Here is a 12,484-nt window from a genome sequence, read left to right as displayed (position 1 = left end):
CCTCACCTGGCACTGTCAAAATCCTCCTGTTCGGTGCATCAGATTCTAAATATCTATTCAGAGAATACATTTGCCGTAGAGCACTGATGGACATAAAGGGCGAGCTGACTGACACCTTCAGGTACGTCGTAATAGGCCTCATCCTCGCCGTTGCTCTAAACTTCGGCCTGGGCATGGTGCTGGGAGCCGAGAAGCCGGTCATGGCGGTTGTGAGCAGCAGCATGGAGCCCACCTTCAGCAAGGGCGACCTGGTGGTTATCAGGGGCGTGGAGCCCGGGGATATAAAGGTTGGGGACATAATAGTCTACTACAACCCCTTCAAGCACATCCCTGTGGTGCACCGCGTTGTAGCCGTTGAGGAGATAAATGGGGAGCGCTTCTTCTACACCAAGGGGGACAACAACCTCACCAATCCCTACCCGGACCAGGATCCCCGCATTATGCTCGCCCCACCCGTGAGTGAGAACAACATCAAGGGCAAGGTGGTGCTGTGGATACCAAAGGTTGGCTGGGTGAAGGTGATATTCACAGAGTTTGCGGCGAAGTACGGCCTTACAAGAGTTATTATCCTTCTTCTCCTGCTCTTTATCATCTTCGGCATGGTGGAGAACCACATCAAGGAGAGGAGAAGGAAGTCATCTTAGCCTGCCGCCGATGCCGCGGAGAAAACTCTCAACCTGACTGAAATCCAGGTCAACGGCAACCACGCGGAAGGTGATGCTTTTCATCCCCCGCGGAATCTGCTTTCCGCGGTAGACGTCTATAACATCGCAGGTTAGCACGCCCTGCAGGTGCCTGCGGAGCAGCGAGGAGATGAGGTCTTCGTCGGCGCTCTCCGGCAGCACCACAGAGAAGTCGCGCTTCTCCTTTGGCAGATGCTCAGCCTTCCAGCGGATAATCTCCTCCTCCGGCAGAAGCTCGATGTTGGCTATTTTAAGGGTTATCTTCTTCTTGCCCTCCAGCAGGGTCACCTTCTCGGGGTCAACCTCCAGCACCCTGCCTGCATGCACCGCCCCGGAGTAGATGTGGCGGAGCGCCACCTCCTTACCCACACTTGCCTTGAGCTTTTTGAGCTCCTCGCTCAGCGCGTGTATTGCCTTGTCGCTGCGCCCCATCGCAGCCTCGACGTCGCCCATATGCCGTGCTGCCCTGCCCATGAGCTCAACAAAGGCGTGCTTATCTTTTCTGGCGACTATCTCTTTGAGCCTCGAAGCCTGGGCTATAAAGGCGTCGTGAACACTCGTTGCCAGGGGGTTGTGCATCTGAATGCTCGCATAGAGGTGGGGATTCTGCCCCACTATGCGCGCTATCAGGTCCAGCATCAGCTCGTAGATTGGCGAGGCGAAGCGGCGGGAGTACTTCACGTCTATGTCCAGCTCACGCAGCGTTGCGGCGACGCTTATGTAGGTGAAGTGGGTCAGGCACTGCACAACGCTCATTATCCTGTCGTGCTCCTCAGGAGTGGTTATTATCACCCTGGCCTTGTGCCTCTCCAGCCAGTCTAGAAGCCAGCGTTTCCACCTCTCGCCGCGAAGCGGCGTCAGAACAAAAACCTGCCCCTCGAAGCTCTTGACGCGGGGGCCGAACATGGGGTGGGTGCCTATAATCTCCACCCCGGATTTTGCATGGGCGAGCATTGCCCTGCAGGGCTCAACCTTTACGCTGGTGAAGTCCATGAGCAGCGCGCCCTCGCGCACCTGTGGGGCCACCTGCTCTATAACCTCCACGGTGTTGTCTATGTATACGCTTATTATCACGATATCCGCCCATTTTGCGGCGGCGATATTGTCCCGGGAGAAGCGCACACCTATCTCCCGCGCCACGTGCTCGCCTTTGGCGGCATCTCTTCCCGTTATTAAAACCTCATGCCCCTCTTCTGCAAAAATGCGAGCAAAGAGTCTGCCGAATTCGCCGCTGCCGCCGATTATCGCAACCTTGACCATGCTAATATTTAGCATGCTTTGATATAAAGCTTTACCCTGGTTACCCTTGGATGGGCTGCAAAAGGTGGGGCCATGAAGAAAAACCTCGTGCTCACAGGTTTCATGGGTGCCGGAAAGAGCACCATTGGCAGGGCCGCCGCAGAGAAGCTTGGTCTGCGCTTCATAGATACGGATGAGGAGATAGAGAAGCGTGCGGGAATGAAGATATCCGAAATTTTCCAGAAGTACGGGGAGGCGTACTTCCGCGAGCTGGAGCGGCAGGTTGTTGAGGAGGTTTCAGAGCTTGAAGGCTGTGTAATTGTAACCGGCGGCGGCGTGGTGCTCAATGAGGAGAACATCTCCAACCTCCGCAGGAAGGGTGTGGTGGTGTACCTCCACGCAGAGCCGGAGGTTGTATACCAGCGCCTTCGCGGCGATACCTCGCGACCATTGCTGCGTGTTGCTCAGCCTCTGGCGAGGATAAGGGAGCTCCTGAAGCAGCGCTCCTCCTACTATGCGAACCACGACTACAGTGTGGACACCAGTAAGCTAAGCGTGGAAGAGGTGGTGGAGGAGGTGGTTAGGATATATACGAGGGCGTGCAAACAGGGTTAATCGGGCAAAACTATATAAATATCGGTGGTACAACCTTGTCCAATGAAAGGCAAAGAAAAACCAGAAAAGAACATACGTCTCTGGATATGGTTCCTTGTTATTATAATGGTGGGGGGGACCCTGGCAAGCGGCGTGGTTTTCAACTTCTTTGGCTCAAGTTCTGAGGAGGAGGCGCCGGTGCAGGAGGTTCCAGATTCTGAACTCTCTCTGCCTCCCATAAGGATTCACCACAATGTGGAGAATACCACACTGCTTACAGCATCCGGTATGGTGAGGGTTTACACCAATGGCACCCACGCCTTCATAGACCAGAACCCCCCGCTTGCGGGTAAGACACTGGTCTTTACCATCACCCTTCTCAATATCTCCCGTGACGGCACTCCCGCAGAGGTTGCGCAGGAGGGGGATGCGGTGTATGTAGACTACATCGGGAAGCTGGATAATGGTGAGCTGTTTGACACCTCCATAGAGGAGGTAGCGAGGGATGAGAGTATACCAAAGATGGACTTATTCACCCGCAGGGAGAGTTATGAGCCAATCACCTTCACCCTCGGCGAAGGTGAGGTTATCTCCGGTTTTGAAAATGCTGTGCTTGGGATGAGGGTAAATGAGACCAAGACGGTCACCCTGCCCCCTGAGGAGGCCTACGGAGAGGTGAACCCAAGCCTTATAGTGGCGTACCCGATAGATTATGAGATTCCCCGCGTGGAGTATCTGAGGCGCTTTATTGAGGTACCAAAGGAGGAGTACGAAGCAATCATGGGTCCGGTAGAGGATGGGGAGGTTATTGAGTTGATGAAGGACGTCAAGGCGAGGATTAGCGATGCCGGGGTGAATGTTACGCTGGAGGTTATGCTTAAGACAGGGGACACTGTAAATCTTGGCTTCCCCTGGAACTCCACAGTTGTTTCAGTGAGCGGCGATAGGATAGCAGTCCGCCACGATGTTACCCCTGGCGCGGTTGTGCAGTTCGGCTCTTTCCCATGGAATACCACCATTGTGGAGTAGCTACCTCATCGAATACCTGCACCCGCAGTAGGTCTGCCGGTAGAGATTCAGCTCCCTGCTCAGTCTAATGCTCTCCTTGAAGCCCTCTTTTTTCTTGAAGTTGGACTCCAGGTAGGCGACTCCGTGCCTGCTGGCGGCGTCCTTACCTAAGGCGTTTATCTTCTCGGCCCTCTTGTGGGGGCTTATTGTGAGCGTGGTGGCAAAGACATCGCAGCCGAGCTCCTCCGCAAGCCTGGCGCTCTCCTCCAGCCTAAAAGCGTAGCACACCTCGCAGCGCTTCCCTCCCTCTGGCTCCTCCTCGAGACCACGAACTGCGCTGAACCAGCGCTCTGCGTCGTACTCCCCGACAATTAGAGGGAAGTCCCAGAGCTTTGCCAGCTTCTCTGCCTCGCAAAGGCGCTTCTCGTACTCTTCGCGGGGATGGATGTTGGGGTTGTAGAAGAAGGCGATTATCTCATACCCCTCCTTCAGGCGCAGGTAGGGCACCGTCGCGTCGGGAGCGCAGCATACGTGCAGGAGGAGCCTCTTCTTCATGGCAGGACCTCTCGCTCTTATTTTTCGGTTTCTTTTAAAAAATATGCATGAGATAAGGTGTTGGTTTTTTCATATGGGTATAACCTCTCCTTCTATATACTTTTTAATGTACGGGCTAATGGATTCTTTTGTTACCAAGTCAACTTTTATCCCCAGGATTTTTTTCAAATACTCTTCCAGTCTCACAAATTCTAATAAGTCGGGGATTTCCTCGAACTCAACAATTATATCGATGTCGCTCGTATCTCTTTGCTGGTCTCTCACATATGATCCGAAGATACTAATTTTTTTGATTCTATACTCCTTTTTAAGTTTAGATTCATGTTTTTTAAGTATGTTTTTTATTTCTGTGATGGATTTCTTCATTTTTCTTCACCGTTTTAATTCAAAATTACACCTAATTATTTATGTTAACTAAGTAGCTTAAAAAATCTTCCCCGGATTGAAGATTCCGCGCGGGTCGAGGGCGCGCTTTATCTCCCGCATCATCCGTGCAGCGCCGCCGTGCTCCAGCTCGAGGTAGGGGCGCTTCTCTATCCCAATCCCGTGCTCCCCGGTGAGGGTGCCACCGAGAGAGAGGCACTCCCTGAACAGCTCTTCTATCGCTTCTCGCACCCTGCGCATCTCCTCCTCGGTATCTGCTAGGAATGTGGGATGCAGGTTGCCATCGCCAGCGTGACCGAAGGTGGCTATCCTAACGCCGTGCTTCGCCGCCAGCGCGTGGATTCTACGCATCATCTCAGGCAGCGCTGAGACGGGCACAGTGATATCCTCCAGCAAAAGCCCGCTCGCTATGCGAGCAAGCGAAGGCAGTGCTGCCTTTCTCGCCTTCCACATGCGGGCGATCTCCGCCTCGTCGGAAGCAAGCTCTACCTTCGCCCCTGCCTTAGCGAAAACCTGCGCAACCCTGCGAATCTCCTCTTCAACGCCGGCATCGAAACCCTCAACCTCGGCTAATACTAGAGCTTCGGCAGAGCCGAGGGATAAGCCCGAGAAGCTCTCCACAGCCTCCACAACCCTCGAGTCCATAATCTCAAGCACCGCTATATCAAGACGCTCTGCCATCACCTTGGTTATAGCCTTCGCGGCCCTTTCAAAGTCGTCAAAGCTCGCGATCATGGCTGCATGCCGGGTGGGCTTTGGTATAACGCGCAGCCCTATCTCGGTGAATAGCCCCAGCGTGCCCTCGCTGCCCACGAAGAGGCTCTTTAAATCGTAGCCAGAGGCGCTCTTCCTGTACCTTCCGCCAAGCTTTACAACCTCGCCATTGGCAAGCACAACCTCCAGCGAGGCCACGTAGTCCCGCGTGGTTCCGTACTTCACCGCGCGAATGCCTGAGCTGTTCATTGCCACCATTCCCCCGAGGGTGCACACGCTCCCGCTCCCCGGGTCGGGAGGGAAAAAGAGCCCGTGTTCAGCAAGCTTGCGATTGAGCTCCTCGTACACCACGCCCGGCTGAGCGGCGACGAAGGAGTTAGCTTCGTCCACCTCGAGAATGCGGTCCATGAGTGTGAAGTCCACCACAACGCAGCCCTCGCAGGGCAGGGGCGCGCCGCTCAGGCTGGTGCCGGCACCGCGGGCGACTAAGCTGAGCCCCTCCCGTGTGGCAGCTTTAACCACCTCCACAACCTCCTCTTTACTCTCCGGCCTCACCACGGCGATAGGATACCTCCTCCCGGCGGGAGTTGCGTCGTAGGAGTAGAGGAGCAGGTCCTCCTTATCCACAAGAATGCGCTCCTCGGGCAGGAAGGAGAAGAGGTCCCTCATGGAGATAATTTGGCGCTGTTGCTATATAGGCTTAACTCACTCAACCCCTTTAGCGCGGGCTATAAACTGCCTCACCTTCTCAGGGTCCTTCTTCCCGGGCTCCGCCTCCACGCCGCTGGAGACGTCGACGGCGTAGGGCTTCACGATGCGAATAGCTTCGGCGACGTTCTCCGGGGTAAGACCGCCCGCAAGTATCACCGGCTTTGATATGCTCTCCACTATTTTTCGCGAAACCTCCCAGTTGTGGGCCTTACCAGAGCCGCCTCGCTGTGGAGAGGGTGTGTCCAGGAGTATCGCATCCACGTAGTTGACGTAGCGTCTCGCCTGGGCAATGCTCTCCTCGCCCTTTACGTGGATGGTTTTTATTATGTTGCACGACACCAGGCTGCGGAGCTCCCGCACAAACTTTGGAGACTCATCGCCATGTAACTGCAGAAAATCCGGACGCACCGCTAGGTACATGTTGAGCGCCTCCTCAACGCTCTTGGGCATAATAACCATGACGCCGCCGGTGGTGAAGGGCATCTCCTCCATTATCCTCTCCGCCTCGTCGAGGCTTATCCTGCGGGGCGTATCTACGGGCACCTCAACTATAAAGCCCGCGAAGTCAGCGCCCAGCTCTGAGACCAGCTCCACATCGGCTACGCTGGTGTTGCCGCATATCTTTACCTTGACCATGCCTTCAGCTCCGAAGGCAGGGCGGAAATTCCCGTCGGAAAAGAAACTAACTCCTGCTCGCCTCCACAAGGGCGAGAAGCTTCTCGTACGCTCTTCCCGAGTCTATGCTCTTCTCGGCGATGCTTATCGCCGAGTCTATGCTCCTTGCCCTGCCGCCCACGTAGATGCCCGCCGCCGCGTTCAGCACCACGATGTCGCGCCTTGCGCCAGCCTCCTTCTCCTCCAGCAGCGCCCTCGCTATGGCGGCGTTGCCCTGCGCATCCCTACCAGAGAGTTCCTCCCTGCGAGCGCGCCTTATTCCGAAGTCCTCCGGCGAAATCGAGTAGGTCTCAACCTCGCCATCTTTCAGCTCCCCCACCAGGGTCTCGCCGCAGGTGGAGATCTCATCCAGGCCCTCGAGGCCGTGCACCACCAGCGCATGCTCCACACCTAGGCGACCGAGTACCTTGGCGATGGGCTCCACCAGCACCGAGTCGAACACCCCCAGAACCTGCGCCTGGGCATTCGCAGGATTTGTGAGCGGACCCAGGACATTGAAAACAGTGCGGATGCCTATCTCCTTCCTGGGACCTATCGCATACTTCATCGCCCCGTGGAAGGCGGGGGCGAACATAAAGCCTATGCCCACGCTCTCTATAATCTTCTCCACCCGCTCCGGCGGGAGGTTAAGGTTTACGCCCAGTGCCTCCAGCAGATCCGCACTCCCCGCCTTCGAGGTGACGCTCCGATTGCCGTGCTTGGCTATCGCCACGCCCGCACCCGCGACAACGAAGGCAGCGATGGTGGAGATATTGAAGGTCTTTACCCTATCTCCGCCTGTGCCGCAGGTGTCCACGAGCCTTCCATCCACGCGGGGGTTAATTCTCGCCGCAAATTCCCGCATTACACCCGCAAAGGCGGTGATCTCTGTGATCGTCTCGCCCTTGATGCGCAGCGCCGTGAGAAAGCTGGCAATCTGCGCAGGCGTCGCATCCCCGCCCATTATGAGCTTCATAGCCTGCGCTGCCTCTTCTTCGCTCAGGTCCTTGCCCTCAACCACCTTGGAAATAAACTCCTTCATCATCGTCACCAACCGAGGGGCACAAAGTGACGACGATGACAAAATTGGAACATCATGGCACAAGGATTTCTCCGCGCAGGAAGGTGGAAGCATAGCCGCCCACCCTTACCTCCTCTTCGCGCGCCTCTGCATAGATTTTCCCCTCCCTTCCCAGAGCGGCACCCTGGGATATCACCAGTTTCCTGCTCCTGAGCGCCCTGTGGCGCAGCAGATATGCGAGCAGTGCTCCCGCGGCGGTGCCTGTGACGGGGTCCTCGTCTATACCACAGAGGGGTGCAAAGAACCTTGCCTCAGCTTTGTTGCCGCTGAGGTAGAAGGCGTAGATTCCGGCTGCCCTCGCTCTGGCGCATACCCGGGCGATTCCCTCAAAGTCAGGCTTCAGCTTCAGAAGCTCTTCCTTATGCGGGAGGTGCACAAGCAGCGCGGGCAAGCCTGTGGAGGCAACCTCTACTGGTAGGGAGCCCAGATGCTTCTCCTCCAGCCCGAGCAGCGCCGCCGCCTCACTCCTTGTGATACCGGCCGAGGAAAATTCCGGCTCTGCCTGGGTGAGCCAGATTAAGAAATCATCGCCTTGCCTTTCCACCTCTACGTCAAGCACGCCCGCATTGGTCTCGAGGGTAAGCGTCGCCCCATCTTCGACTTTTATTGTCCCCCTCTCAGCAAGCACGTGCATGCCCGCGATGGTGGCGTGGCCGCAGAGGGGCACCTCCTGCGTCGGGGTGAAGTACCTCGCCTTAAAGTCTGCCTTCTTTGAGGAGGAGAGGAAGCAGGTCTCCGTCAGGTTGGCATCCCTCGCGATGGTGAGCAGGGCTTCGTGGCCAAGCGACTCTGCGTTGAGCACAACCCCAGCCGGGTTGCCTGCATAGGGCCTCCTGGAGAAGGCGCTCACCTTGTAGAAGGGCAGGAAGCGCATAATTTAAGTTGGGTAGGGTGATATATTAACCATACCCCTAGAGATACAAGAGGCTTCAGCAATTTTTTGAAGCCTTCATTTGGTGAGGCTATTCCAGAAAGCGCCTCAGTCTCGCGAGCAGTGCCTGCTTTGGTATCGCTCCTACAATGCGGTCAACAACCCTGCCCTTCCTGAAGAGCACAAGCGTCGGTATGCTCATCGCCTGGTACTCCATCGCCGCCCTGGGATTCTGGTCGACGTTGAGCTTTGCAAACACCACTTTGCCCTTGAGCTCTGCGGCGAGCTCGTCGATTATGGGCGCGAGTACTTTACATGGCTGACACCAGTCGGCGTAGAAGTCCACCAGCACCAGGGGGTACCTCTGCACAGTCTCTGCCAGCTTGCCCTCGTCCACATGCACTGGCGAGGAGGGATATTCCACCTTTGGCTGTGAAGAGCGCATAAGCATCTTCTCAAGCTTCTTCCTCTTTATCTCCTCGATCTCATCCATTGCAGTCACCTCGGGGTTGCAACCATTAGCCATAGCTCAGCGCTGGAAGCACCTGCGATAATTATATATCCTTTGCAGTTGAACATCAGTTTAAATATATTGTAACATGTTCAACAAATCTGAACATATAGCAGGAAGGTTTTACCATGATGGAAGCAAGAAGTCTGATATGCTCCGGCAAACCAAGTGTCGATGTTGTTATGCAGTGCCTCCTTGGCCTTCGCCCTCTGGAATCAGAGCTCTACTTTGAGCTGCTAAAGGCTCCCGGCACGCCTGCTCAGTTAAGTGAGCGCATCGGCAAGAGCCGGAGCCTTGTACAGAGGGCCCTTCAGAACCTGGTGGGCTATGGCCTGGCCTACCGCAGGGTGGTCTCGCGGGAGAGGGGAAGAGCTTTCCTCTACGAGGCGGTGCCCAAGGAAGAGGTAAAAAAGACCCTGCGCAGCGCCGTGAAGCAGTGGCTCAACGCTGTGGAGGAGGCCATTTCAGACTGGTAAAAGAAAAAAGGACGGCGCTCAGTGCGCCTTAAGCTTCTCCCACTCTTCGGTGCTGGGATGTTTTACTTCCTCGGCCTCTATTGCCAATGCAATCTTGAGGAGGAGTGTATATATCAGGAATCCCAGTGCCCACACACCGAGGGTTATCATTATCTCGGGCACTGTGGGGTAGTACTCCCATATCTCACCTATTGTGGTGGGTATGAAGCCGGGGATAACAAGGCCCATGCCCTTCTCTATCCATATGCCCGTAAAGGCCAGGAAGGCCGCGATATTCAGGGTGGCCAAGTTGTATCTGGTCTTGGGGATTAGCAGTAAAATCGCAGCAATCACATTAAAGAATATCGCAGTCCAGAAGTAGGGGGTGAGTACATTGTATGTCACCCCTTCACGGGTCAGACCAAAGAAGAGATACTTCAGAGGGGCGAGGTGGGAGGTCCCCGCATACCCTATGGTGTAGACCTCTGAAGCCAGGAAGAAGAGGTTTACTATCATGGCTATGAGTACTATGTTGGCCAGCTTGAAAATCGTATCAGTTCGAACAACCAGAGGACAGCCTTTCTGACCCACACAGGAAAACCGCCTTACCACCTGTAGAATGATTATAATCAGAGCAGGTCCGGCGGTAAAGGCACTGGCCAAGAAGCGGGGAGCCAGAAGGGCAGTGTTCCAGAAGGCGGTTGCAGCCAGACCTCCGTAAAGGAAGGCGGTTACAGTGTGGATGCTTATTGCCCAGGGTATAGAAATCAGTATGAAGATATAAATCCACTTCTTGGGCTCTTCTCCGTAGAACTTCTTGTATAGCATATAGCCGGGAATAAGCAGATTGAGGAACAGATAGCCGTTGAGCACAATCACGTCCCAGGTGAGTAATGACTGGGGCCAGTTGGGGGTGCCCACTATGGGCAGCAGATGAAAGGCCCTGTCTATTCTTCCCAGGTCAATCAGCACAAAGCTGAGGCACATCACCAGAGCGCCAACGGCGAGAAGCTCTCCAAAGATGGTAATGTGCTGGAAATCCTTCTTATTATAGAGGTAGGCGGGTATAACTATCATCACCGCCGCTGCCGCTACTCCCACAAGGAAGGTGAAGTTGGAGATGTAGCTGCCCCAGGAGACCTGGTCCCTCATGGAGGTGACTATCAACCCCATCTTCAACTGCTGAATGTAGGTAAGGGCTCCAAATATTACTATCAGCAGAAGGCTCAACAGCCAGGCGTAGTACCTGGGACTTCCAGTCAGAGCCACTTTGACAGAGGTTAAAGCAAACCAGACCAGCTTTTCCACTCGATTCATGGTTATCGCCTCAATCCATAAAGTAGAAGAATTTGGGGTTGGTACCGAGCCCTTCTTTCAGCCGGAAAACCCTCTTCTCATCTATTATCAGTCTGACCTCACTCTTCGGGTCTAGGAGATTGCCGAACTTTCTGGCTCCCACCGGACACGCCTCCACGCAGGCGGGGTAGCGTCCCTTTCGGGTGCGCTGTACGCAGAAGGTGCACTTTTCCACCACACCGCGCATTCGGGGTCTGTTGCCCAGGTAGTGCATGTGGGGATTCAACTCCTCCTTGGGCAGATAGGGGTCGGTCCAGTTAAAACGTCTCGCCCAGTAGGGACATGCTGCCATGCAGAACCTGCAGCCTATACACCAGTTGTAGTCTATTACAATTATACCGTCCAGTTCCTTCCAGGTGGCCTTGGTGGGGCAAACCTTTACACAGGGCGGACGCTCGCACTGCTGACACTGGATAGGAACATAAAACTTATCTTCCTCGGGTACGTGCTCGGGGCTGTAGTAGTGCTCATTTTCCTCCAGATTTATTCCGGTTTCTACCTTGCCGAATGCAGTCCTGAAGTCTCTGGCCTCTTCACCTGGCTCAATTTTGAATTTTGGAAGCTCAATAACCCTTATCCACTGAATCTGGGACTTGGCAGGATTTTTGGGGTCATGTCTGGACTGGTTGTTTTCCTTCATACAGGCATAGACACAGCGCCTGCAACCGATGCACTTTCTTATGTTCAGTGCATAGCCGAAAACCACCCCATGCGTAGGCTCAGTGGTGTTCACCTCTATGTCGTCTCTTCCAAACTTCTGCCTGATGCTTTCCTCAATGCGCTGAATTACCTCCTCCTTCTCCTCAGGGCTCATCTCCTTGTAATGCTTCTGGAAAAGTTCCTCCAGTGTCACGTCGAAGATGGGGACCTTGTTAAAAGGCACAGCGACGAGGGCTAAACTACCACCAAGACCTTTCAGAAACTTTCTCCTGCCATTATCTATCCTTCCCATTTCTATCACTTCCAGACACTGAAAATCGCCAGGGCTAGGGATGCAAGCAGTACCAGCAGGGCGTATATATTGTAGTTTTTAAAAGTTGGCGAAGTGGGTGGTTTCTCCGGGGCAGGCTCAGGGACCAGTTTTCCAAAGACAGGATCATGAGGGTTGTGGCAGTCCACACAGATTTCTGCCGGTTTCCCTTCTTTCCATGAGCCCATCCACTTGCCGTGAATACGTTTCTTCCAGTCGTCATAAACTATTGCATGGCACTGGGAGCAGAGAAGAATGGAATCCTCAAAATCTATAGTGGTGCCGTCTACAAGCCTCAATTTGTCCCTGTTTGTGGGGTCATGACACCCAAAACACCAGAATTGTCCTCCTCCGTGCTTGAGTTCAAACCTGTGGTTGGGGGATGTGGGCCCGCCCTCCAGAGACCTTGGCTTGGGGTTTGGCTTGAGCTGGGCATGACAGACTGTGCACTCTCCTCCAAGTACCTTCCTTACCTCTCTGGGCAGCTCACCGTAGCCCTCCAGAGTCCCCTTTTCCTTGTAGTATTCTCCAGCAGGCCCCAGCTCTTTGAGGGTCTGGGGGTGGCAGATGATACACGGCTGTGCAGTATCTTGCGAAAACTGAGGGGTGGCATAGACAAGTCCAAAAAGAAGGGTAAGTGTAATCAACACCACTAATTTACTCCACACTTTCCTGCTCATAGTCCATGGCTCCTTGTT

At 54.7% G+C, this 12,484-nt stretch carries 15 protein-coding genes; 4 read left to right on the top strand and 11 right to left on the bottom strand.

All coding sequences use genetic code 11. From position 1 onward, the window contains the following. Window positions 1-644, top strand: a 644-nt coding sequence (locus ACXJJW_RS02205; RefSeq protein WP_456474083.1) for a signal peptidase I, incomplete at its 5' end; no start/stop codon positions are given. Here the strand turns inward: ACXJJW_RS02205 and ACXJJW_RS02200 are convergent. Beyond that, complete coding sequence (locus tag ACXJJW_RS02200; RefSeq protein ID WP_456474082.1) at window positions 636-1,943, bottom strand: prephenate dehydrogenase; 1,308 nt, start codon at window positions 1,941-1,943, stop codon at window positions 636-638. The genes ACXJJW_RS02205 and ACXJJW_RS02200 overlap by 9 nt on opposite strands. Before the next feature lie 72 nt (window positions 1,944-2,015). Here ACXJJW_RS02200 and ACXJJW_RS02195 point away from each other — a divergent pair, with 72 nt between their 5' ends. Both ACXJJW_RS02195 and ACXJJW_RS02190 read left to right on the top strand, forming a co-directional pair. Continuing rightward, window positions 2,016-2,537, top strand: a complete 522-nt coding sequence (locus tag ACXJJW_RS02195; protein ID WP_456474081.1) for a shikimate kinase — start codon at window positions 2,016-2,018, stop codon at window positions 2,535-2,537. A gap of 42 nt (window positions 2,538-2,579) precedes the next feature. Next, window positions 2,580-3,545 (top strand): FKBP-type peptidyl-prolyl cis-trans isomerase, encoded by a 966-nt coding sequence (locus ACXJJW_RS02190; RefSeq protein ID WP_456474080.1) that lies wholly within the window; start codon window positions 2,580-2,582, stop codon window positions 3,543-3,545. Here ACXJJW_RS02190 and ACXJJW_RS02185 read toward each other — a convergent pair whose 3' ends face one another. The 7 genes from ACXJJW_RS02185 to trxA form a co-directional block, all read right to left on the bottom strand. Further along, window positions 3,546-4,079 (bottom strand): epoxyqueuosine reductase QueH, encoded by a 534-nt coding sequence (locus tag ACXJJW_RS02185; protein ID WP_456474079.1) that lies wholly within the window; start codon window positions 4,077-4,079, stop codon window positions 3,546-3,548. It abuts the gene before it with no gap. A gap of 69 nt (window positions 4,080-4,148) precedes the next feature. Continuing rightward, the gene (locus ACXJJW_RS02180; RefSeq protein WP_456474078.1) at window positions 4,149-4,445 is read right to left on the bottom strand and encodes a nucleotidyltransferase family protein; all 297 of its coding nucleotides are present in this window, start codon (window positions 4,443-4,445) and stop codon (window positions 4,149-4,151) included. 57 nt (window positions 4,446-4,502) lie between these two features. Next, window positions 4,503-5,846 carry an FAD-binding oxidoreductase gene (locus ACXJJW_RS02175; protein ID WP_456474077.1) on the bottom strand — a complete coding sequence of 448 codons (1,344 nt, stop codon included), beginning with the start codon at window positions 5,844-5,846 and terminating at the stop codon, window positions 4,503-4,505. A gap of 36 nt (window positions 5,847-5,882) precedes the next feature. Then, window positions 5,883-6,524 carry a phosphoribosylanthranilate isomerase gene (locus ACXJJW_RS02170; RefSeq protein ID WP_456474076.1) on the bottom strand — a complete coding sequence of 214 codons (642 nt, stop codon included), beginning with the start codon at window positions 6,522-6,524 and terminating at the stop codon, window positions 5,883-5,885. Between the two features lie 46 nt (window positions 6,525-6,570). Next, window positions 6,571-7,587: an anthranilate phosphoribosyltransferase gene (trpD, locus tag ACXJJW_RS02165; protein WP_456474087.1), complete on the bottom strand. Its 1,017-nt coding sequence runs from the start codon at window positions 7,585-7,587 to the stop codon at window positions 6,571-6,573. Between the two features lie 49 nt (window positions 7,588-7,636). Next, the gene (locus tag ACXJJW_RS02160) at window positions 7,637-8,497 is read right to left on the bottom strand and encodes a PhzF family phenazine biosynthesis protein (protein ID WP_456474075.1); all 861 of its coding nucleotides are present in this window, start codon (window positions 8,495-8,497) and stop codon (window positions 7,637-7,639) included. A gap of 88 nt (window positions 8,498-8,585) precedes the next feature. Continuing rightward, window positions 8,586-8,987, bottom strand: coding sequence for a thioredoxin (gene trxA / locus ACXJJW_RS02155; protein WP_456474074.1), 402 nt, complete (start codon window positions 8,985-8,987; stop codon window positions 8,586-8,588). A gap of 146 nt (window positions 8,988-9,133) precedes the next feature. Between trxA and ACXJJW_RS02150 the strand changes: the two genes are divergently transcribed. Then, window positions 9,134-9,481, top strand: coding sequence for a helix-turn-helix domain-containing protein (locus tag ACXJJW_RS02150; protein WP_456474073.1), 348 nt, complete (start codon window positions 9,134-9,136; stop codon window positions 9,479-9,481). Window positions 9,482-9,499: 18 nt separating this feature from the next. Here ACXJJW_RS02150 and dsrP read toward each other — a convergent pair whose 3' ends face one another. Genes dsrP through ACXJJW_RS02135 form a run of 3 tightly spaced genes read right to left on the bottom strand, consistent with a single transcriptional unit; the run spans window position 9,500 to window position 12,433 of the window. Next, a complete protein-coding gene (dsrP, locus tag ACXJJW_RS02145) occupies window positions 9,500-10,777 on the bottom strand; it encodes a sulfate reduction electron transfer complex DsrMKJOP subunit DsrP (protein WP_456474072.1) in 1,278 nt (425 codons plus the stop codon). A gap of 10 nt (window positions 10,778-10,787) precedes the next feature. Beyond that, window positions 10,788-11,768 (bottom strand): 4Fe-4S dicluster domain-containing protein, encoded by a 981-nt coding sequence (locus ACXJJW_RS02140; protein WP_456474071.1) that lies wholly within the window; start codon window positions 11,766-11,768, stop codon window positions 10,788-10,790. 5 nt (window positions 11,769-11,773) lie between these two features. After that, window positions 11,774-12,433: a hypothetical protein gene (locus ACXJJW_RS02135; RefSeq protein WP_456474070.1), complete on the bottom strand. Its 660-nt coding sequence runs from the start codon at window positions 12,431-12,433 to the stop codon at window positions 11,774-11,776. Window positions 12,434-12,484: the final 51 nt, after the last annotated feature.

The sequence above is a fragment of the Candidatus Pyrohabitans sp. genome, from assembly GCF_054014795.1.
Note: the sequence above shows the minus strand (reverse complement) of the source record. Positions and strands in the feature narration are given on the sequence as shown.

Bases quoted from the DNA above. Each gene is read 5' to 3' on its own strand.
- trxA (WP_456474074.1), bottom strand. From the start codon at position 8,987: ATGGATGAGATCGAGGAGATAAAGAGGAAGAAGCTTGAGAAGATGCTT.
- ACXJJW_RS02175 (WP_456474077.1), bottom strand. From the start codon at position 5,846: ATGAGGGACCTCTTCTCCTTCCTGCCCGAGGAGCGCATTCTTGTGGAT.
- ACXJJW_RS02180 (WP_456474078.1), bottom strand. From the start codon at position 4,445: ATGAAGAAATCCATCACAGAAATAAAAAACATACTTAAAAAACATGAA.
- ACXJJW_RS02190 (WP_456474080.1), top strand. From the start codon at position 2,580: ATGAAAGGCAAAGAAAAACCAGAAAAGAACATACGTCTCTGGATATGG.
- ACXJJW_RS02200 (WP_456474082.1), bottom strand. From the start codon at position 1,943: ATGGTCAAGGTTGCGATAATCGGCGGCAGCGGCGAATTCGGCAGACTC.
- ACXJJW_RS02195 (WP_456474081.1), top strand. From the start codon at position 2,016: ATGAAGAAAAACCTCGTGCTCACAGGTTTCATGGGTGCCGGAAAGAGC.
- ACXJJW_RS02170 (WP_456474076.1), bottom strand. From the start codon at position 6,524: ATGGTCAAGGTAAAGATATGCGGCAACACCAGCGTAGCCGATGTGGAG.
- ACXJJW_RS02185 (WP_456474079.1), bottom strand. From the start codon at position 4,079: ATGAAGAAGAGGCTCCTCCTGCACGTATGCTGCGCTCCCGACGCGACG.
- ACXJJW_RS02140 (WP_456474071.1), bottom strand. From the start codon at position 11,768: ATGGGAAGGATAGATAATGGCAGGAGAAAGTTTCTGAAAGGTCTTGGT.
- ACXJJW_RS02160 (WP_456474075.1), bottom strand. From the start codon at position 8,497: ATGCGCTTCCTGCCCTTCTACAAGGTGAGCGCCTTCTCCAGGAGGCCC.
- dsrP (WP_456474072.1), bottom strand. From the start codon at position 10,777: ATGAATCGAGTGGAAAAGCTGGTCTGGTTTGCTTTAACCTCTGTCAAA.
- ACXJJW_RS02150 (WP_456474073.1), top strand. From the start codon at position 9,134: ATGATGGAAGCAAGAAGTCTGATATGCTCCGGCAAACCAAGTGTCGAT.
- trpD (WP_456474087.1), bottom strand. From the start codon at position 7,587: ATGATGAAGGAGTTTATTTCCAAGGTGGTTGAGGGCAAGGACCTGAGC.